Here is an 18,012-nt window from a genome sequence, read left to right as displayed (position 1 = left end):
ACAACGCCTCAGCGACACACCCACCAAGGGCCCACGTCCAGGTGAAAGTGATTCCGATGGGCTGCGTTGTAATCCGGGCTCAACACCACATTGAACGCCTCGCAGGCTCCGTCCCGGGCCAAACGCAGAAACCGCCCCTGTTCACTGTCTTTGGGCCAATCCCTGAGCACGCTGATGCTACGCCCATCCGCCAGGCGAAACCCGGCGATATCCAGGGCGTTGGCACTGGCATGCTGACTGCGCGCCCCGCCCTCGCGGTTGTACATGTTGCGACAGGCAAAACTCCCCAAGTGATCGACCCGCGTCACCGCTTGGCCAAACACCTGCCGCGCCGCAGGTTGCAGGCCATGGCGCTCGAACAAGGCAAAGGCCACCGCCAGCGGGCAACTGGCAAGAAAGCTGCTGCTCAAGCCGACCTCGCCACCCTGCACCCGCAGGGTATTGCTCAAGGGGCAGGCAACATCCGGGCGGCTGTCCTGCTGGCGGGTGGCTCGCAAGCCTGACTGGCTCAGCACCTGATCGCACAACACCGGGTCGTTCCGCAGTCGCGCCAGTTTGAAACGGGTCAGCAGATTGGGCTCGGCCCGCACATCCAGGGGCGCCCAAGGGTTCCATGCCGCCGGCAACGGCAACCAGCCACGCCAAACGGCCAGCAGCGACAAGCCGAGCACGCCGGCAAACAGCATCAGCACTTTCAAGAAACGCACACAGACTCCCGGCTGATCAGCCCTTGAACAACTGATTGATCTGCCCGAACGGCATGGCCCGATCAGCGAAATCGAAGCGGCCATGCTCGCGCATGTCTTGCGCCGCGGCATAGAACGCACCGTAGGCGGCCCGGGCCAGGGTCGAACCAACGCTGATGCGCTTGACCCCCATCTCACTCAGCTCGGCGAGGGTCAGGTTGAGCCCACCGGACATCAGGATATTCACCGGCTTGGGCGCCAGCGCCCGCACCACCAGCAAAACATCCTCACGACTGCGCAAGCCGGGGGCATACAGCACGTCGGCCCCGGCTTCGGCAAACGCCTGCAAACGGCGCAAGGTGTCGGGCAGGTCATCGCGGCCATGCAGCAGGTTTTCCGCCCGGGCGGTCAGGGTGAAGGGGAATGGCAAACCGCGCACCGCCGCCACACAAGCCTCGATGCGCTCGACCGCCAGATTGAAATCGTAGATGGGCTCTTCGGCGCGGCCGCTGGCGTCTTCGATGGAGCCGCCCACTGCCCCACAAGCCGCCGCTGCCAGCAAGGCCTGGGCGCAGGCGCCGGGGCTGTCGGCAAAGCCGTTTTCCAAGTCCACCGCCACCGGCAGCTCACTGGCTCCGACAATAGCCCGCACGTTGCTCAAGGTGTCGTCCAGGGACAGCGCCCCTTCGGCATCTGGTCGCCCCAAGGAGAAGGCGTAACCCGCGCTGGTGGTGGCCAGTGCCTCGAAACCCAGGCTGGCGAGCATCTTCGCCGAGCCGGCGTCCCAGGGGTTGGGAATGACAAAGGCACCGTCACGCTCATGCAAGGCTTTGAAGGCGTGGGCTCGGAGGGTTTGCGCGTCCATAGGCTCGCTCCTGGAGAAGGGAACAACCCCGTCTCAGAGCAGGCCGAGCTGCTCCGCGACGGGCTCTCTGTATAACTCAGGCAGGGCGGGCAAGCCAGGCAAACGTTCCATCAAGCGAGCATGGAAACGTCGCGCCAATTCGGCCGCCAGGCGGTTGTCCGACGTGTGCAGAAACACATAAGGCGTGCGCCCTTCTTCAATCCAGCTGGCCACTTTTTCAATCCAGGGCGTCAGGAACGGATCGTTGGCTTCAAGCTCGGGATGGCCGATAAACCGCACCTGGGGAAACAAGGTAAAGGCGGCCGGACGCGGCGGTACCTTGGGCTTTTTCGATTGAGCATGAAGCACCGCCGGGGCGGTTGAGGTGCAACTGAACAGCGCCCGCGGATCCAGGCAAATGCGTTCCACTCCGCGGTCCAGCAGCAAACGGTTGAGGCTGCGCTCGGCGTCGCCCTTGGCAAAGAACTCCGGGTGCCGCACCTCCACCGCCAGCGGCCGATCCAGGCCGTCGATAAAGCCGGCCAGCTCCGCCAGGCGCTGGGGCGCAAAACTCGCCGGCAACTGCAGCCACAGGGGTGAGACGCGCGCGCCTAAAGGGCTGAGCAACTGGACAAAGGTCTCGGCGGCCGTCAGTTGCTCGCGCAGGTCGCCGCCGTGGCTGATATCCCCCGGGAACTTGGCGGTGAAGCGAAAGTGCTCGGGCATGATTTCCGCCCAGCGCTGCACCGTGGTTTCGGCGGGGCGGGCATAGAAGGTGGTGTTGCCTTCAACGGCATTGAACACTTGGGAATAGAGGCTGAGAAAATCCGCCGGCCGCGCGTTTTCCGGGTACAGGTACTCGCGCCAAGCGTTTTCGCTCCAGGACGGGCAACCGAGAAAATAAGGCAGCATCAGATATGCAGGTCGAGACCCACGACTTCCAGATCCCAATCGACAAAGCCGGCCGTGGTCAGGTAGCTGGCCAGGGCATTGGCCACGCTTCTTTTCATGGCGCGCTGGAAAATCATGTCTTGCTGGCGGGCGGGGAGATTGCTGGTGCGTGAGGCCGATCCCTGGGAACGGCTCTGCGGGGCAGGCTCGGGCTGAACCTCGATGGCATCCACGTCGTCCTGGTTATCGTCCAGCAGCACGTTGCCTTTGCGAGGCTTGCGCTTAATGGGATAGGACTGGGAGGAAATGCCGTCGATGCGCATAAATACATGCCCGGTATCAATGATGGCAATTTAGCGGCACACGTCCGACTTAGCAAATGCCCGAGTGATAACTAGAACACAGAAAAGCAAAAAGGTTTAAAAACCCCCTGAATCTGGCATGAAAACCGGACGACTGACCCTATAGACGGGGATCAACGCGCCTTGGGCGTGGCCACTTTATCCCGCAGATACACGGGTTGGGCGTCGTCGGCGACGATGGCTTCACCACGTTCCCAGGCAAAGCGCGCCAGGGTCAGCAGATCTTCGGCGTGGGGCAGCATGGCCGCGTCTTGGCCAGCCAATTTAACAGCGATGCGCTCGCCGTAACCCCAGCCAGTGCCGGCACCGAACCAGTCGCCAGTGGCTGCCTCGGGCAAATGGGCGACTTCCGGCGGCAAGACCGCTTCGGCGCCTACCAGGCGCATCTCGCCGGCGGTTTCCTGGTAGCAGCCCCAATAGACTTCATCCATGCGCGCATCGATGGCCGCCGCGACCTGGGTTGCACCGTGTTCACGCAGGGCCCGCTGCGCCAGTACCGCCAGGTTGGACACCGGCAACACCGGACGCTCCAGGGCAAAGGCCAGCCCCTGCACCACGCCAATGGCGATGCGCACCCCGGTAAAGGCGCCAGGGCCGCGACCGAAGGCAATCGCATCCACCGCTTGCAGGGTGGTCCCCGCCTCGGCCAGCAGCGTCTGAATCATCGGCAACAGCTTCTGCGCGTGCAGGCGCGGGATCACCTCGTAATGGCTCGTGACCTTGCCGTCGTGCAGCAAGGCAACGGAGCAAGCTTCAGTCGCGGTGTCCAGGGCCAGCAAGGTGCTCATCGATGTATCCATGGGGGTCAGTGAAAAAAGTGACGCATTATAAACAGCAACGCCCGCAAGCGGGCCGTTGACGATGAAACCGATCAGGCAACTCAGCTCAGGGCTTCGAGCACCTTGCCGGTGATCGCTTCAACCGAACCGACACCCGCGATATGGCTGTACTTCGGCTTGCCCTGGCTAGCGGCCAGGTTCTGGTAGAAGGCCACCAGCGGCTTGGTCTGGGAGTGATAGACCGACAGACGATGACGCACAGTTTCTTCGGTGTCGTCTTTACGCTGGATCAGCTCTTCACCCGTGACGTCATCTTTACCCTCGACTTTCGGCGGGTTGTAGACGGTGTGGTAAACGCGGCCGGAAGCCTCGTGCACACGACGGCCAGCGATACGCTGGACGATCTCTTCGTCATCGACGGCGATTTCCACTACGTTGTCCAGCTCGACACCGGCTTTGACCAGGGCTTCAGCCTGGGGAATGGTGCGTGGGAAGCCGTCGAACAGGAAACCGTTGGCGCAATCGGCCTGGCTGATACGTTCCTTGACCAGGTTGATGATCAGGTCATCGGATACCAGGCCACCGCTGTCCATCACGCTCTTGGCGATCAGGCCCAGCTCGGTGCCGGCCTTGACCGCAGCACGCAACATGTCGCCAGTGGAGATTTGCGGAATGCCGAATTTCTCGGTGATGAACTTTGCCTGAGTACCTTTACCGGCCCCGGGAGCTCCCAGCAGAATTACGCGCATCGATGTGCTCCTCAATTTTTTATTTAGAAACGCTCGGATTCGCCTCGTGGGGCCAATCTCGTCAATAGGATAGTGGCCGCCCAAACGGCCAAAGGCTGATCAAGATACACAGCCGACAGGGACCACACAAGCAGCCGAAAGTCGGAGAAACCGGCTGCTGTGGCAGCCCTTCGACGGGCTGTACCAAGTCGCACCCCAGCAACAAAGTGTCGCCAGAACGCTCTGAAGGACACCTTCAGATCATCCTGACCACAGCCGTGCCAGGGCCAACCCAAGCGCGTGGCCGGCTTAGCCGGTATTGCGCAAACCGGCGGCGATGCCCGCCACAGACACCAGCAGCGCTTGTTCTACCGGGCTGTCCTGCGCCGCATCCTGCTGTCGCGAGCGCGCCAGCAGTTCGGCCTGCAATAGATGCAGAGGGTCCAGGTAGGTGTTGCGCAGGCGAATGAACTCCAAGGTGTCTGGGCTATGTGCCAGTAGTTGCGACTGGCCAGTCAGGCCCAGGACCACCGCACAGGCCTGCGACAATAGGTCGCGTAAATGTGCGCCCAAAGGCAGCAGTTCCGCCTCCACCAAACGCTCGTCATACGACCGGGCAATCTCTGCGTCGGCCTTGGCCAGCACCATCTCCAGCATGTCGATGCGGGTGCGGAAAAACGGCCACTGCTCACGCATCTGCCCCAACAACTCACCCTCGCCCCGCTCCAGCGCCTTGCTCAGGGCCGCCTCCCAGCCCAGCCAGGCCGGCAGCATCAGGCGCGTCTGGGTCCAGCCGAAAATCCACGGAATCGCCCGCAGGCTTTCTATACCGCCCGCGCGGCGCTTGGCCGGGCGGCTGCCCAACGGCAGGCGCCCCAGTTCCTGCTCCGGGGTGGACTGGCGGAAGTACTCGACAAACTGCGGGTTGTCGCGCACCACCGCCCGGTAAGCCTTAACCCCGTCGCTGGCCAACTCGTCCATCAGGTGGCGCCAGGCCGGTTCCGGCGGGGGCGGCGGCAAGACGGTCGCCTCAAGCACGGCAGCCAGGTACAGGTTGAGGTTCTGCTCGGCGATGTCCGGCAGCCCGAACTTGAAACGAATCATCTCCCCTTGTTCGGTGGTGCGGAACCGACCGGCCACCGAACCCGGTGGCTGCGACAGAATGGCCGCGTGGGCCGGGCCGCCGCCACGGCCGACAGTGCCACCACGGCCGTGGAACAGCAGCAGTTCCACCTGCTGCTCGCGGCAGATATTCACCAGTTGCTCCTGGGCCCGGTACTGCGCCCAGGCTGCCGCAGTAGTACCGGCGTCCTTGGCCGAATCGGAGTAACCGATCATCACTTCTTGCGGCCCCTGCAAGCGCGAACGGTAGCCCGGCAAGTGCAGCAGCTTCTCGATCACCGGGCCGGCGTTGTCCAGGTCGGCCAGGGTTTCGAACAGCGGCACCACGCGCATCGGCCGCAACACGCCGGATTCCTTGAGCAGCAGTTGCACCGCCAGCACGTCGGAAGCCGCCCCGGCCATGGAAATCACATAGGAGCCCAGGGACGCTGCCGGTGCAGCGGCGATTTCGCGGCAGGTGGCAAGGACTTCGGCGGTGTCTGCCGAGGGCTTGAAGTAGCCCGGCAGCAGCGGACGACGGTTGCCCAGCTCACGCATCAAGAAGGTGATGCGCTCCTCTTCGCTCCAGTCCTCGTAGCGGCCCAGCCCCAGGTAATCGGTGATCTCGGTCATGGCGGCGCTATGCCGGCTGGAGTCCTGGCGTACATCCAGGCGCACCAGGAACAGGCCGAAGGTCACCGCCCGCCGTAGGCAGTCGAGTAACGGGCCATCGGCGATCACCCCCATGCCGCATTCATGCAGCGAGTGGTAGCACAGCTCCAGCGGATCCAGCAGATCGCGGTTGTTCTGCAGCACATCGGCGCCCGCCGACACGCTGCCACTCAGGGACGCCTGGGCCCAGTTCCGGGTGGCCCGCAGGCGTTCGCGCAATTGCTTGAGCACCGCGCGATACGGCTCGGCGCTGTCCCCTGCCTGGGCCAGCAAGGCGGCACTGGCTTGTTGCATGGAAAGGTCCGCGGCCAGATGGTCGACATCGCGCAGGTACAGGTCCGCCGCCATCCAACGCGCCAGCAGCAACACTTCCCGGGTGACCGAGGCAGTGACATTGGGGTTACCGTCGCGGTCGCCGCCCATCCACGAGGCAAAGCGGATCGGCGCCGCCTCCAGGGGCAAGTGCAGGCCAGTGGCGGCATGCAGGGCCTGGTCGGCCTTGCGCAGGTAATTCGGAATGGCCTGCCACAGGGAATGCTCGATCACCGCAAAGCCCCACTTTGCCTCGTCCACCGGGGTGGGCCGGGTGCGGCGGATTTCTTCGGTGTGCCAGGCCTCAGCGATCAAGCGCTGCAGGCGCTGTTGGATTTGCCCACGCTCGGCGCTGGTCAGGTCGCGATGGTCCTGGGCGGCCAATTGCGCGGCAATGGCGTCGTATTTCTGGATCAGGGTGCGGCGCGCCACTTCCGTGGGGTGGGCCGTCAGCACCAGTTCGATCTCCAGGCGCCCCAATTGCCGGGCCAAGGCGTCGGCGCTGTGGCCGGCGGCCAACAGGCGCGCCAGCAGTTCCGGCAAGGCGCGGGCTTCGAAGGGGGCCGGTTGCGACTCGTCGCGCCGGTGAATCAACTGATACTGCTCGGCGATGTTCGCCAGGTTGAGGAACTGGTTGAAGGCCCGGGCCACGGGCAGCAATTCGTCTTCGCTCAGCTGATCTAGGCTGGCGCTCAATTCGGCCCCGGCGGACCCGCGACGGTCAGCCTTGGCGCCCTTGCGAATCTGCTCGATCTTGTCGAGAAACCCCTCCCCGTACTGGTCACGAATGGTGTTGCCCAATAACTCACCCAGCAGGTGAACATCTTCGCGCAAGCGCGCATCAATATCGGTCATCGAGGGGTCTCCAGCAGACTCGGGGCGGCACGAAAGCCTCAAGAGTGCCGCCAGCGCCACGCTCTTAGCAAGCCTGCAACAAAGCGCCACCAAACCTTATGCGATCCGACTAGTCTCAAGACTAGGCCGCACAACGGCCCAGCACCGGCGCCGGCCGGTCACTTACCACAGACTGCCACGAGCAGCTCGCTGATTGAGGTCGCCATGAAAATCCGTGAACTCGCACAACACTGGGAAGAAAACGCCAAGGGTCGCCTGACCAAGACCGGCTACGCGATTCATCTGGACGTCGAGGCTGCCGCGCGCCTGGCGGCCCTGGCCGAGATGTACCCCAAGCGGCACCCGGAAGAACTGCTCGGGGAGCTGATCGGCGCCGCCCTGGAAGAACTGGAAGCCAGCTTCCCCTACATTCAGGGGCAGCACGTGGTGGCCACCGATGAAGAGGACAACCCACTGTACGAGGACGTCGGCGCTACACCGCGTTTTCTCGCCCTGTCCCGGCGCCACCTGCAGGACCTGTCGGCCCAGAACGACGACCAGAAACACTGATTCTCCCCCGCCCAGCCATCGCTGAAGCCCTTTATTCCTGGCCCTTGACCGGGCCGGGAATACCCCTGGCCGCGGCAAAAGTTCAGACGTTTTAGCGCTGACCGCTCGGTCAGCATTGTCTTCGGGCCAATCGCCATCTTTTCTGAACTATTCAAAAAAGCCGCCGGTCACAGCCAATAACCATCACTGGAACGGCCGTTTCAATTGTCGCTAACAGCGTCCGCCGTCACTCAGCGTTACGGCGCCAGAACCGGGATGGATTTTGATGTTTTCCAGGAGTTACCCAATGGAGTTGAAGACCATGAAGATCAGCACTGCCACATCCTCGTCTACCCCTCTGCGCGGTCTCAAACTGGCCGCCCTGGCGCTGGGCAGCAGCCTGGTTCTGGCCGGTTGCGCCGGCAACCCGCCGACCGAGCAGTACGCCGTGACCCAGTCAGCAGTCAACAGCGCCGTGAGCGCTGGCGGTACCGAATTTGCCGCGGTGGAAATGAAGTCGGCCCAGGACAAACTCAAACAAGCCGAAATCGCCATGCACGACAAAAAGTATGACGAAGCCAAGCGCCTGGCCGAGCAGGCCGAGTGGGATGCCCGTGTTGCCGAGCGCAAGGCCCAGGCCGCCAAAGCCGAGCAGGCCGTGAAGGACTCTCAGCAAGGGGTTCAGGAACTGCGTCAGGAAAGCCAGCGCAGCGTGCAGTAAACCGCCGCGCCTGCCGCTTGAACGACTTCGCAGCCTGAAGCTGCAACCGATAGAAAGGACGAACCATTATGCGTAAACAAGTGATGATCCCAGCCCTCCTGGCCCTCAGCGTCGGCCTGGCCGCCTGCTCCTCCCAGCCTAACGTCAACCTGGAGCAAGCCCGGACCAACTACTCGGGCCTGCAAGCCGACCCGCAAGCCAGCAAAGTGGCTGCGCTGGAAACCAAGGACGCTGCCGACTACCTGGACAAGGCCGACAAGGCCTACCTGAACAAGGAAGACCAGAGCAAAGTCGACCAATTGGCCTACCTGACCAACCAGCGGGTTGAAGTGGCCAAGCAGACCATTGCCCTGCGCACCGCTGAAGCCAACCTCAAAGACGCTTCGGCCCAACGCGCCCAGGCCCGCCTGGATGCCCGTGACGCTCAGATCAAGCAACTGCAGGACAGCCTCAACGCCAAGCAGACCGATCGCGGCACCCTGGTGACCTTCGGTGACGTGCTGTTCGCCACCAACAAGTCCGACCTGAAATCCAGCGGCCTGGTTAACATCAACAAGCTGGCGCAGTTCCTTCAGGAAAACCCGGACCGTAAAGTGATCGTCGAGGGCTACACCGACAGCACCGGTTCCGACAGCTACAACCAGTCGCTGTCCGAGCGCCGTGCCACCTCGGTGCAAGTCGCGCTGATCAAGATGGGCGTCGACCCGGCACGTATCGTTGCCCAGGGCTACGGCAAGGAATACCCGGTGGCCGATAACGCCAGTGTGTCTGGCCGGGCGATGAACCGTCGTGTGGAAGTGACCATTTCCAACGACAACCAGCCGGTCGCGCCACGTTCGTCTGTCAGCAGCAACTGATAGACCGACGGCGTCACCCTCAAGCCCTGCCTCTTTTCAGGCAGGCACACTAAAACGCCGCTGCCCCCCAAGGGACAGCGCGTTTTACTGAGCGCCTGTTATTGAACCTGTTGCGGCGTTTCCTGGCCGATGCAGCGTACGGCCTGCTTCTTGTTATTGACCAACACCCCGGTCAGCCCCTTCTGCTCGGTATCGAACAGCACCAGCACACCATCGATGCACTGCGCCACTTCGGCGGCCGGCTGCAGGGACACCTTGTAATCCTCCCCCGGCACGGTCTTGAGCATGGTGAAATCGTTGAGCAGCAGCGCATCCGTGGGCTTGGCGAAGTGCAGGTAACCGTAGTACCACAGGCAGCCCACGGTGCCGAGGATGGTGCAGATACCGGTGATGATCAGGGGAATGGCGTTGCGTTCTTCACTCATTGCGGACTCTCTGGAGGTTCAACTGCTGAATTCGCGGGGGCCGGGTAATTGGGGATTTCCCCCAGGCGGCGCAACCCGTTGAAGTGTTGCGGATCGTCCAGGTAGCGCAGCATCACAGTGCGCCAGGTCGGATCGGCGAAGGTTTGCACATGACCGCCCCGGGTCAACTGCAGCACCCTTGGCGGGGGCGCGGCTTGATACAGGCGGATGCCGTTGGCAAGGGGCACGATCGGGTCATCGAGGCTGTGGTAGAGCAGTTTCGGCACCCCGGTCAGGCGCGGCATGAAACGGATGGCGCTGTCGCCGTCGGGCACCAGCCACGACAGCGGTACCTGGAACGGCCAGGTCAGCCAGGACGTGCTCAGGGCAAAACGCCCCACATCGCGATAGCTGGCGGGAACCCCGTCGAGCACCAGCGCCTTGAGCTGGGCCTGGCGCTCGGGATGCTCCACCAGATAATGAATGGCCAGGGCACCGCCCAAGCTCTGTCCCAGCAAGACCAGGGGCTTGCCCTGGACTTCAGGGGCCGCATCGAGCCATTTGTAGGCGGCATCCAGGTCCTGATAGATCGCCGGCAGGCTGGCCTGCCCTTCTGACAAGCCATAACCGCGGTAGTCCAGCAACAGCACCTGATAGCCCTGCTCTGGCAACCACCAACTGCCACCCAAGTGCCAGGCCAAGTTGCCGCCATTGCCATGCAGGTGCAGCACCGTACCCTTGACCGGCACCCCGGCCTTGGCCGGCAGCCACCAAGCGTGGAGCTTGACCCCATCGGCAGCGGTCAGGGTGATGTCGCGGTATTCCAGCCCGGCTCGCTGCGGGGTGAACGGCAGGTTGCGCTCGGGGTAAAACAGCAGCGAGCTGCAACCGCCCAGGCTCAAAAGCAAAAGAACGACGCTGAGGATTCTCATCCGTTGGAAGCCTCACAAAGTGCGGGAAACCCTGCAGAAGTCAGAGAATGTTCGAGTAGTCCGCTTCGATGCGGTCCAGGCTCAAATGGTTGAGGAAGTTGGAGAAACACATCCAGGCCGACAAGGCATTCATGTCGCGGAACTGGTCCGGCAAATACTTGGGCGGCACCACCAGGCCTTCATCCACCAATTGCCGCAAGGTGCGCATGTCTTCGAGGGTGGTCTTGCCGCAGAACAGCAAAGGCACTTGCTCGAGCTTGCCCTTGCGCACGGCGAGCTGAATGTAGTTGTAAACCATGATGAAGCCCTTGAGATAGGACAAGTCTTTGGTAAACGGCAAGCCAGTAGGCACCGAGCCGCGGAACACCCGACTGGCGTTGCCGTAGCTTTCGGCCATCTCGAAGCCCTGCTCGCGGAAGAACTCGAATATCTGCAGGAAGTCCGCCCCCTCTTCCACCATGTGAATGGCGCGGGTGCGGTTGGTGAGCTTGCGCAAGCGACTCGGGTAGGAAGCGAAGGTAATGATCTCCATCAGGATCGCCAGGCCTTCCTGGGTCACCGTGGACGAGGGTGGCCCCTTGGAGAGGAAGGTGCAGATCGGCTGGTTCAAGCCATTGAGGGTGGTGCCCACGTGCACCAGGCCCTCATGCACTTCCAGGGCGCGCACGTCGCGGTTGTTGAACATCGCGTCGCTGCGGATCTTGATGTAGTCGGCGCCGGCCGCGGCGTCGGCTACAATGCCGTCGGACTCGAACACCCGAATGGTTTCCTCGGCCTCGCCAAACACCTTGTTCAGGCGGCTTTGCAGCAGGCTCACCGCGTCTTTGGCAGTGAGCACCTTGGGTTCATCCTTGAGATCACCCCGGCCATCGATGTTGTTCAGGTAGTCGGAGAGCATCAGGCCGAGGTCGGCCAGGGTCGGGTCGCCTGCGTGAAAGGCATCGGACGCGGCGCCGTACAGCTCCTGGGAAATCAGCCCGAAATCCTCGGTGCCCCGGGCCTCGAGCATGCGCACTACCATGCGGTATTCCTTGCACATGCGGCGCATGATCTGGCCCACCGGGTTGAACTGGCCCAGTTGCCGGGTGATGTCCCGTTCAATGTTCTGGAACTCCAGCTTGACCGCGCTGGAGTCGAAGGACAGCGGCCGGCCTGTGTAGTAGGCGCGGTCCACCGCGGGCATTTCCTTGCCTTTGGCCTTGAGAAATCCCTGGCGGATGTTCTCGTCCCACTTCACCGCATCCAGTACGCGAATCGGTGTTTGCGCCAGCACAATGCGATCGGACAAGGTGCGTATCGTCTGCTGGTAATCGTCCACCGGAAGCTCCTATTGATAACGTCTGTGCCGCGTTTTACTTGCTTGCCCGCTGAAAGCGCGCCGCCTCGACGAAGACGTCGGAGTTGGCGGGGTCATCCAGGTAGGCGAAGACTTGGGGCAACGCACTGTCGATCAGCACGCCATCGCCTTGCGCCGTGGAAAAGGGCTGGCCCGTCAGGGCCTTTTGACCGAGGGCCTGGTTGATCTGTTCCAGGTCCAGGCCATAGAGCACCAGCTCACGCTGGTCGGTGAGTTCGAACCCGGCAATGGTGTAGTGCCCGCCAAGCCTGGCTGGCAACGCCGCCGACAGGTACCAGCGGTTGCCGTGCCGGGACACAGTGAATTCATAGACCTCGCGCTGGCTTTTGCCCTTGCCGTGGCTGACGGCCATGTAGCGATTACCGGCAATCCGGTTCAACTCCATGCTCAAGGGCTCGCCCCAGGCATTTTTGCTGGTCCACTTGCCCAGCAGGGCCGCCGGGGCCGCTTCATCGGCCGGCAACGGCGCCTTGAACGCCACCAGACAGCCGCTGAGCAAGAGAAACGACAAGGCGATCAGCACGCGCCAGGCTTTCATTCAACACTCCCAATGAGCACAAGAACCGCGGTTGCCGCTATGCCCTGCAAGGCCTCGGGAGTGCGGCGCGGCAAGCGCCCATCAGACCGAAGCCAGTACCAGATGCATGTAGCGGGTGAGGATGCCGAGCAGGTCTTCATCGGCCAGAGGCTCGGGACCATTAAGCAGGCCCTGATATTCCATCCGTCCGATTATAGCCGTCAACACTTTGGCATCCTGTTGCGGCTCTCGCGAACCCAATACCTGGAAAAACTGGCAAGTGCCCTGCAGCAGGATTTGCTGGTGCGAGCGCACCAACAACGCCAGGCGCGGGTTGAGCAAGGCCTCCTGGCGGAACGCCTGCTCGGCCATCAGGTGCTCACGGCGGTTCTGCAATTGCCGCTGCACGTAATCGGCGGTCAGGCGGGCGATGTCGTCGGCCAACTGCGAACGGGACTGCGGGCTGCCATCGCCATAGGCGACCATCTCCCGCAGCAGCCCTTCGTTATTGGCCCAGAACTTGGCCATGAAGGCAGCGCTGCGCTCGACGTACTGGGCGAAGGTATCGGTGAGCAGGTCATCGATGTCCTTGAAGTAATAAGTGGTGGCCGACAAGGGCACACCGGCCTCGGCGGCCACCGCGCGATGACGCACGGCACGCACGCCGTCACGCACGACAATGCGCATGGCGGCATCGAGAATCTCCTGCCGACGCTGCTCACTGCCCTGACGGCTTGCCTTGCGACCTTGATACTGAACGCTTTCAGCGACCGCAGTGGCGATGCCAGCGGCACCTTCTTGAGCAATTGCGCGGTTCACGACAGGTATTCCTCTTAAAAATCACAGAATCAAAAAGCGGTACGTCAGTTCCACCCAGGCAATAAAAAGCCGCCTGGGAAAGGCGGCTTCTTATTCAAGGCATTTACGCTTGCGGCCGCATGTGCGGGAACAGGATCACGTCGCGAATCGACGGAGAGTTGGTCAACAGCATGACCAGACGGTCGATACCGATGCCTTCACCCGCGGTTGGCGGCATGCCGTATTCCAGGGCACGGACGAAGTCGGCGTCGTAGTGCATGGCTTCGTCGTCGCCGGCGTCCTTGTCGGCCACCTGGGCCATGAAGCGCTCGGCCTGGTCTTCCGCGTCGTTCAACTCGGAGTAGGCGTTGGCGATTTCACGGCCGCCGATGAACAGTTCGAAGCGGTCGGTGACGTTCGGGTTGTCGTCGTTGCGACGGGCCAGCGGCGACACTTCGAACGGGTACTGAGTGATGAAGTGCGGCTGCTCCAGCTTGTGCTCGACCAGCTCTTCGAAAATCATCACTTGCAGCTTGCCCAGGCCTTCGAAGCCCAGGACCTTGGCCCCGGCTTTCTTGGCGATGGCACGGGCCTTGTCGATGTCGTTCAGGTCATCGGCGGTCAGTTCAGGGTTGTACTTGAGGATCGAGTCGAACACCGACAGGCGCACGAACGGCTCGCCGAAGTGGAACACCTTGTCGCCGTACGGCACGTCGGTGCTGCCCAGAACCAGCTGTGCCAGCTCGCGGAACAGTTCTTCGGTCAGGTCCATGTTGTCTTCGTAGTCGGCGTAGGCCTGGTAGAACTCCAACATGGTGAATTCTGGGTTGTGACGCGTCGAAACGCCTTCGTTACGGAAGTTGCGGTTGATCTCGAAGACTTTTTCAAAGCCACCCACAACCAGGCGCTTCAGATACAGCTCTGGGGCGATACGCAGGAACATTTCCATGTCCAGGGCGTTGTGGTGCGTCTCGAACGGCTTGGCCGCAGCACCGCCGGGGATGGTTTGCAGCATCGGCGTTTCCACTTCCAGGAAGTCACGCTTCATCAGGAAGCTGCGGATGTGGGCGATGACTTGCGAACGCACGCGGAAGGTCTGGCGCACGTCTTCGTTGACGATCAGGTCAACGTAACGCTGGCGGTAGCGCTGTTCGGTGTCGGTCAGGCCGTGGTGCTTGTCCGGCAGCGGGCGCAGGGATTTGGTCAGCAGGCGCACCTGGGTCATTTCAACGTACAGGTCACCCTTGCCGGAACGGGCCAGGGTGCCTTCGGCGGCAATGATGTCGCCCATGTCCCAGGTTTTCACCGCGGCCAGGGTATCTTCCGACAGGGTCTTGCGGTTGACGTAGACCTGGATGCGACCGGTCATGTCCTGGATCACCATGAACGAGCCACGGTTGAGCATGATGCGACCGGCAACCTTGACCGGGATCGCCGCCTCTGCGAGCTCTTCCTTGGTCTTGTCGGCGTACTGCTTCTGCAGATCTTCGCAGTAGTTTTCGCGGCGGAAGTCATTCGGGAAGGCATTGCCCTTGGCGCGCTCGGCAGCCAGCTTTTCCTTGCGCAGGGCGATCAGGGAGTTTTCTTCCTGTTGCAGGGCTTGCGGGTCGAGTTGTTGGTCGCTCATGTCTTTTGAAATTCCATCACAGGTTCATTGCCCCCACGCCTTCGGCCTGGGGATCGCCGGCAAGCCGGCTCCTACGGGATCGCGCTGTGTCAGCCGATCCCGTATTGCAGTATTACAGGCCTGATTTCAGGCTGGCTTCCAGGTATTCGTCGATGTCGCCGTCGAGCACCTTGTCGCAGTCACTGCGTTCGATGTTGGTGCGCAGGTCCTTGATCCGCGACGCGTCGAGCACGTACGAGCGAATCTGATGACCCCAGCCGATATCCGACTTGGTGTCTTCAAGAGCCTGGGAAGCCGCGTTGCGCTTCTGCATTTCCTGCTCGTACAACTTGGCCCGCAGCATTTTCATGGCGGTGTCTTTGTTGGCGTGCTGGGAACGTTCGTTCTGGCAGCTGACCACGGTGTTGGTCGGTACGTGGGTAATACGTACGGCCGAGTCAGTGGTGTTGACGTGCTGACCACCGGCACCGGAGGAGCGATAGGTATCGATCCGCAGGTCGGCCGGGTTGATTTCGATTTCCACCTTGTCGTCGATCTCTGGCGAGACGAACACTGCGGAGAACGAGGTGTGGCGACGGTTGCCGGAGTCGAACGGGCTCTTGCGCACCAGACGGTGTACGCCGATCTCGGTGCGCAGCCAGCCAAAGGCGTATTCGCCCTTGATGTGCACGGTCGCACCTTTGATCCCGGCGACTTCACCGGCCGACAGTTCCATGATGGTCGCGTCGAAACCGCGTTTGTCTGCCCAGCGCAGGTACATGCGCAGCAGGATGTTGGCCCAGTCCTGGGCCTCGGTGCCGCCGGAACCGGCCTGGATGTCCAGGTAGGCGTTGTTCGGGTCCATTTCGTGGCTGAACATGCGGCGGAATTCAAGCTTGGCGAGGCTTTCCTCGAGACGGGCCAGCTCGGCGACGACATCGCCCACTGCGCCTTCGTCATTTTCTTCGACGGCCATGTCCAGCAGGTCACGGCAATCGGCCAGGCCAGCGTTCAATTCGTCCAGGGTATCGACGATCTGCGCCAGCGCCGAGCGCTCGCGGCCCAATTCCTGGGCGTATTCGGGTTTGTTCCAGACACTCGGATCTTCAAGCTCGCGATTGACCTCGGTCAGACGCTCATGCTTTTGATCGTAGTCAAAGATACCCCCGAATAGTTTCGGAGCGCTCGGACAGGTCCTTGATGGTGTTAAGGATCGGGTTGATTTCCATGGGGGGCGGCACTCGTTGGCGAACTTTCGAAAGCCGACGATTATAACGGAATCACCGAATCACGGCAGCCCGCTTAGCGGCTTTAGCGGCCAATCGGCCATCTAATTTCAGTGGCAGAACCCCTGGAATCCGGGCGCACCTGAATTTTATCGCCCCCATTCACCCCGCCCTGCCCGCCTCGGAAAACCCGCGCTCGCGGCGTGCAACCCCAGCCCCCTCAAGAGCGGCCGGCGCTATACAATCCGCCCCCTGACAGGACAAGGAAGCAGCAGGCCCATGGGACGTACACTCAGCCGTGTCGAAATCCAAGACATCCAGCGCAGGGAGCGCCAAAACCTGAGGGCAACCCAGGCCTTTTTCTTCGCGCTTTTCAGCGCCCTGGCCTTTATGCCGCTGATGGGCGTCTGGCTGATGGCCTCACCGGCGCTGGCCTGCGCCCTGGTGGTGCCCTGGCTGATCGTGTTGTGGTGGTGGGTCTACTACCGCGCCAGGGTGCTGGTGGATGAGGTCGGCGAACAAACCCAGTGGCTGCAAGCCAGGTTCAGCGTGCGCCTGGTCACGGCTAGAAACAGCTACCTCGACTACCGCTTTGGCGACTACCCCGTCGCCCCGAGCAACCTGCTGAACAACTGGTTTATCGACAAGACCCTCAACACCCATTCCACCTACCGCGTCGAAGCGGTCAAGCTCACCTGCCGGTACACGTCGAGCCACAGCTACTACCTGTTCAGAGACACCCTGGTGGAGGTGCCCCAGGATCAGGCGCCCGCCACAGATGCAGTGGGTGTAACGACCACCCCCTGAAACCGGCTACGCGATCCCCACTTGATTGCGACCGTTGTTTTTCGCCAGGTACAGCCCCTTGTCCGCCGCCAGGATCAGCTCCCGGCAATGGCTGCCGGACTGCGGAACCACGGTCGACAAGCCGATGCTGACCGTCAGGCTTGAGCCTTCGGCGGGGGCGACATGGGGAATCTTCAGTCCGGCCACGGTCTGGCGCAGCTTCTCGGCCACCAGCCGTGCACCGCCAGGCGAGGTGTTGGGCAACACCAGGGCGAACTCTTCACCGCCATAACGGGCCGGCAGGTCCGAAGGACGACTGCTGGCCTCGCGAATGGCCGTGGCCACCTTGCGCAGGGCTTCGTCCCCTTCCAGGTGGCCAAAGCTGTCGTTGTAGGACTTGAAATAATCCACGTCGATCATCAGCAGCGACAACTGGGTCTGCTCCCGCGCGCCACGGCGCCACTCCAGCTCCAGGTACTCATCGAAATGCCGCCGGTTGGACAGCCCGGTCAGGCCATCGGAGTTCATCAACCGCTGCAGCACCAGGTTGGTGTCGAGCAACTGCTGCTGGCTGACCCGCAGCGCCCGATAGGCCGCGTCGCGCTGCAACAGGGTCATGTAGGAGCGCGAGTGGTAGCGAATCCGCGCCACCAGCTCGATGTTGTCCGGCAGCTTGACCAGGTAATCGTTGGCCCCGGCAGCGAAGGCCGCGCTTTTGATCAGCGGGTCTTCCTTGGTCGAAAGCACAATGATCGGGATGTTCTGGGTCGCCGGGTGGTTGCGGTACTCGCGCACCAGGCTCAAACCATCCAAGCCTGGCATCACCAGGTCCTGGAGAATCACCGTGGGCTTGATGCGGATCGCCTGGGCGATAGCCTGGTGGGGGTCGGCGCAAAAATGAAAGTCGATGTTTTCTTCGCTCGCCAACCCACGCCGGACGGCTTCACCGATCATTGCCTGGTCGTCGACCAGCAACACCATGACGGCATCTTCATCGGTCTTGAATTCGTCGAGCTGTAAATCATCCATGGGGGATCCCCTGAGTTGCCG

19 protein-coding genes are annotated in these 18,012 nt (G+C 62.2%); 4 read left to right on the top strand and 15 right to left on the bottom strand.

The window, feature by feature from the left end; all coding sequences use genetic code 11:
• Positions 1–8: 8 nt before the first annotated feature.
• The 7 genes from M1B34_RS03185 to ppc form a co-directional block, all read right to left on the bottom strand.
• Entirely contained in the window at positions 9–707 is a 699-nt protein-coding gene (locus M1B34_RS03185; RefSeq protein WP_268264421.1) for an extensin-like domain-containing protein, read from the bottom strand.
• Positions 708–723: 16 nt separating this feature from the next.
• Positions 724–1,551 (bottom strand): isocitrate lyase/PEP mutase family protein, encoded by an 828-nt coding sequence (locus M1B34_RS03180; RefSeq protein ID WP_123336748.1) that lies wholly within the window; start codon positions 1,549–1,551, stop codon positions 724–726.
• Between the two features lie 33 nt (positions 1,552–1,584).
• Positions 1,585–2,445 carry a DUF72 domain-containing protein gene (locus tag M1B34_RS03175; protein ID WP_268264430.1) on the bottom strand — a complete coding sequence of 287 codons (861 nt, stop codon included), beginning with the start codon at positions 2,443–2,445 and terminating at the stop codon, positions 1,585–1,587.
• Positions 2,442–2,744, bottom strand: a complete 303-nt coding sequence (locus tag M1B34_RS03170; RefSeq protein ID WP_123336750.1) for a hypothetical protein — start codon at positions 2,742–2,744, stop codon at positions 2,442–2,444. The genes M1B34_RS03175 and M1B34_RS03170 overlap by 4 nt, the downstream gene beginning before the upstream one ends.
• Before the next feature lie 152 nt (positions 2,745–2,896).
• Positions 2,897–3,571, bottom strand: coding sequence for a tRNA (adenosine(37)-N6)-threonylcarbamoyltransferase complex dimerization subunit type 1 TsaB (gene tsaB, locus M1B34_RS03165; RefSeq protein WP_268264420.1), 675 nt, complete (start codon positions 3,569–3,571; stop codon positions 2,897–2,899).
• Positions 3,572–3,663: 92 nt separating this feature from the next.
• Positions 3,664–4,311: an adenylate kinase gene (gene adk / locus M1B34_RS03160; protein WP_123336754.1), complete on the bottom strand. Its 648-nt coding sequence runs from the start codon at positions 4,309–4,311 to the stop codon at positions 3,664–3,666.
• Positions 4,312–4,599: 288 nt separating this feature from the next.
• A complete protein-coding gene (ppc, locus tag M1B34_RS03155; protein WP_268261410.1) occupies positions 4,600–7,230 on the bottom strand; it encodes a phosphoenolpyruvate carboxylase in 2,631 nt (876 codons plus the stop codon).
• Positions 7,231–7,434: 204 nt separating this feature from the next.
• Between ppc and M1B34_RS03150 the strand changes: the two genes are divergently transcribed.
• The 3 genes from M1B34_RS03150 to lptF all read left to right on the top strand — a co-directional run bounded on the left by M1B34_RS03150 (position 7,435) and on the right by lptF (position 9,336).
• Positions 7,435–7,779: a pilin assembly protein gene (locus M1B34_RS03150; protein ID WP_123336758.1), complete on the top strand. Its 345-nt coding sequence runs from the start codon at positions 7,435–7,437 to the stop codon at positions 7,777–7,779.
• A 286-nt stretch (positions 7,780–8,065) separates the two neighbouring features.
• Positions 8,066–8,479, top strand: a complete 414-nt coding sequence (locus M1B34_RS03145; protein ID WP_123336760.1) for a DUF4398 domain-containing protein — start codon at positions 8,066–8,068, stop codon at positions 8,477–8,479.
• A 68-nt stretch (positions 8,480–8,547) separates the two neighbouring features.
• The gene (gene lptF, locus M1B34_RS03140) at positions 8,548–9,336 is read left to right on the top strand and encodes a lipotoxin F family OmpA-related lipoprotein LptF (RefSeq protein ID WP_123336762.1); all 789 of its coding nucleotides are present in this window, start codon (positions 8,548–8,550) and stop codon (positions 9,334–9,336) included.
• A 98-nt stretch (positions 9,337–9,434) separates the two neighbouring features.
• Here lptF and M1B34_RS03135 read toward each other — a convergent pair whose 3' ends face one another.
• From M1B34_RS03135 to prfB, 7 genes are all read right to left on the bottom strand, one after another.
• The gene (locus M1B34_RS03135; protein WP_123336764.1) at positions 9,435–9,761 is read right to left on the bottom strand and encodes a PA3694 family proteiin; all 327 of its coding nucleotides are present in this window, start codon (positions 9,759–9,761) and stop codon (positions 9,435–9,437) included.
• Positions 9,758–10,672: an alpha/beta hydrolase gene (locus M1B34_RS03130; RefSeq protein WP_268264419.1), complete on the bottom strand. Its 915-nt coding sequence runs from the start codon at positions 10,670–10,672 to the stop codon at positions 9,758–9,760. Before M1B34_RS03130 ends, M1B34_RS03135 begins: the two co-directional genes overlap by 4 nt.
• 40 nt (positions 10,673–10,712) lie before the next feature.
• Positions 10,713–11,990: a flavohemoglobin expression-modulating QEGLA motif protein gene (locus M1B34_RS03125; protein ID WP_123336768.1), complete on the bottom strand. Its 1,278-nt coding sequence runs from the start codon at positions 11,988–11,990 to the stop codon at positions 10,713–10,715.
• 34 nt (positions 11,991–12,024) lie between these two features.
• Positions 12,025–12,567 (bottom strand): hypothetical protein, encoded by a 543-nt coding sequence (locus M1B34_RS03120; RefSeq protein ID WP_123336770.1) that lies wholly within the window; start codon positions 12,565–12,567, stop codon positions 12,025–12,027.
• A gap of 81 nt (positions 12,568–12,648) precedes the next feature.
• A complete protein-coding gene (locus M1B34_RS03115; protein ID WP_123336772.1) occupies positions 12,649–13,365 on the bottom strand; it encodes a TetR/AcrR family transcriptional regulator in 717 nt (238 codons plus the stop codon).
• Positions 13,366–13,468: 103 nt separating this feature from the next.
• Positions 13,469–14,971 carry a lysine--tRNA ligase gene (gene lysS / locus M1B34_RS03110; RefSeq protein WP_123336774.1) on the bottom strand — a complete coding sequence of 501 codons (1,503 nt, stop codon included), beginning with the start codon at positions 14,969–14,971 and terminating at the stop codon, positions 13,469–13,471.
• Between the two features lie 112 nt (positions 14,972–15,083).
• A protein-coding gene (prfB, locus tag M1B34_RS03105; protein ID WP_099093329.1) for a peptide chain release factor 2 occupies positions 15,084–16,179 on the bottom strand; the annotation gives its coding sequence in 2 pieces (ribosomal slippage) (positions 15,084–16,106 and positions 16,108–16,179; 1,095 coding nt in all).
• Between the two features lie 276 nt (positions 16,180–16,455).
• On the opposite strand from prfB, the gene M1B34_RS03100 reads away from it, so the two are divergent.
• On the top strand, positions 16,456–16,983 hold the full coding sequence (locus tag M1B34_RS03100; protein ID WP_268264418.1) for a hypothetical protein: 528 nt from the start codon (positions 16,456–16,458) through the stop codon (positions 16,981–16,983).
• A gap of 6 nt (positions 16,984–16,989) precedes the next feature.
• Here the strand turns inward: M1B34_RS03100 and M1B34_RS03095 are convergent, their stop codons facing one another.
• Positions 16,990–17,991, bottom strand: a complete 1,002-nt coding sequence (locus tag M1B34_RS03095; RefSeq protein ID WP_123336778.1) for a response regulator — start codon at positions 17,989–17,991, stop codon at positions 16,990–16,992.
• Positions 17,992–18,012: the final 21 nt, after the last annotated feature.

It is taken from the genome of Pseudomonas morbosilactucae, assembly GCF_023241715.1.
Lineage (GTDB): Bacteria > Pseudomonadota > Gammaproteobacteria > Pseudomonadales > Pseudomonadaceae > Aquipseudomonas > Aquipseudomonas morbosilactucae.
This window is presented reverse-complemented; position numbering and strand designations above follow the sequence as displayed.

Coding starts and splice junctions, on each gene's coding strand:
- M1B34_RS03180 (WP_123336748.1), bottom strand. CDS start 1,551: ATGGACGCGCAAACCCTCCGAGCCCACGCCTTCAAAGCCTTGCATGAG.
- M1B34_RS03170 (WP_123336750.1), bottom strand. CDS start 2,744: ATGCGCATCGACGGCATTTCCTCCCAGTCCTATCCCATTAAGCGCAAG.
- tsaB (WP_268264420.1), bottom strand. CDS start 3,571: ATGAGCACCTTGCTGGCCCTGGACACCGCGACTGAAGCTTGCTCCGTT.
- adk (WP_123336754.1), bottom strand. CDS start 4,311: ATGCGCGTAATTCTGCTGGGAGCTCCCGGGGCCGGTAAAGGTACTCAG.
- ppc (WP_268261410.1), bottom strand. CDS start 7,230: ATGACCGATATTGATGCGCGCTTGCGCGAAGATGTTCACCTGCTGGGT.
- M1B34_RS03150 (WP_123336758.1), top strand. CDS start 7,435: ATGAAAATCCGTGAACTCGCACAACACTGGGAAGAAAACGCCAAGGGT.
- M1B34_RS03145 (WP_123336760.1), top strand. CDS start 8,066: ATGGAGTTGAAGACCATGAAGATCAGCACTGCCACATCCTCGTCTACC.
- lptF (WP_123336762.1), top strand. CDS start 8,548: ATGCGTAAACAAGTGATGATCCCAGCCCTCCTGGCCCTCAGCGTCGGC.
- M1B34_RS03135 (WP_123336764.1), bottom strand. CDS start 9,761: ATGAGTGAAGAACGCAACGCCATTCCCCTGATCATCACCGGTATCTGC.
- M1B34_RS03130 (WP_268264419.1), bottom strand. CDS start 10,672: ATGAGAATCCTCAGCGTCGTTCTTTTGCTTTTGAGCCTGGGCGGTTGC.
- M1B34_RS03120 (WP_123336770.1), bottom strand. CDS start 12,567: ATGAAAGCCTGGCGCGTGCTGATCGCCTTGTCGTTTCTCTTGCTCAGC.
- lysS (WP_123336774.1), bottom strand. CDS start 14,971: ATGAGCGACCAACAACTCGACCCGCAAGCCCTGCAACAGGAAGAAAAC.
- M1B34_RS03100 (WP_268264418.1), top strand. CDS start 16,456: ATGGGACGTACACTCAGCCGTGTCGAAATCCAAGACATCCAGCGCAGG.
- M1B34_RS03095 (WP_123336778.1), bottom strand. CDS start 17,991: ATGGATGATTTACAGCTCGACGAATTCAAGACCGATGAAGATGCCGTC.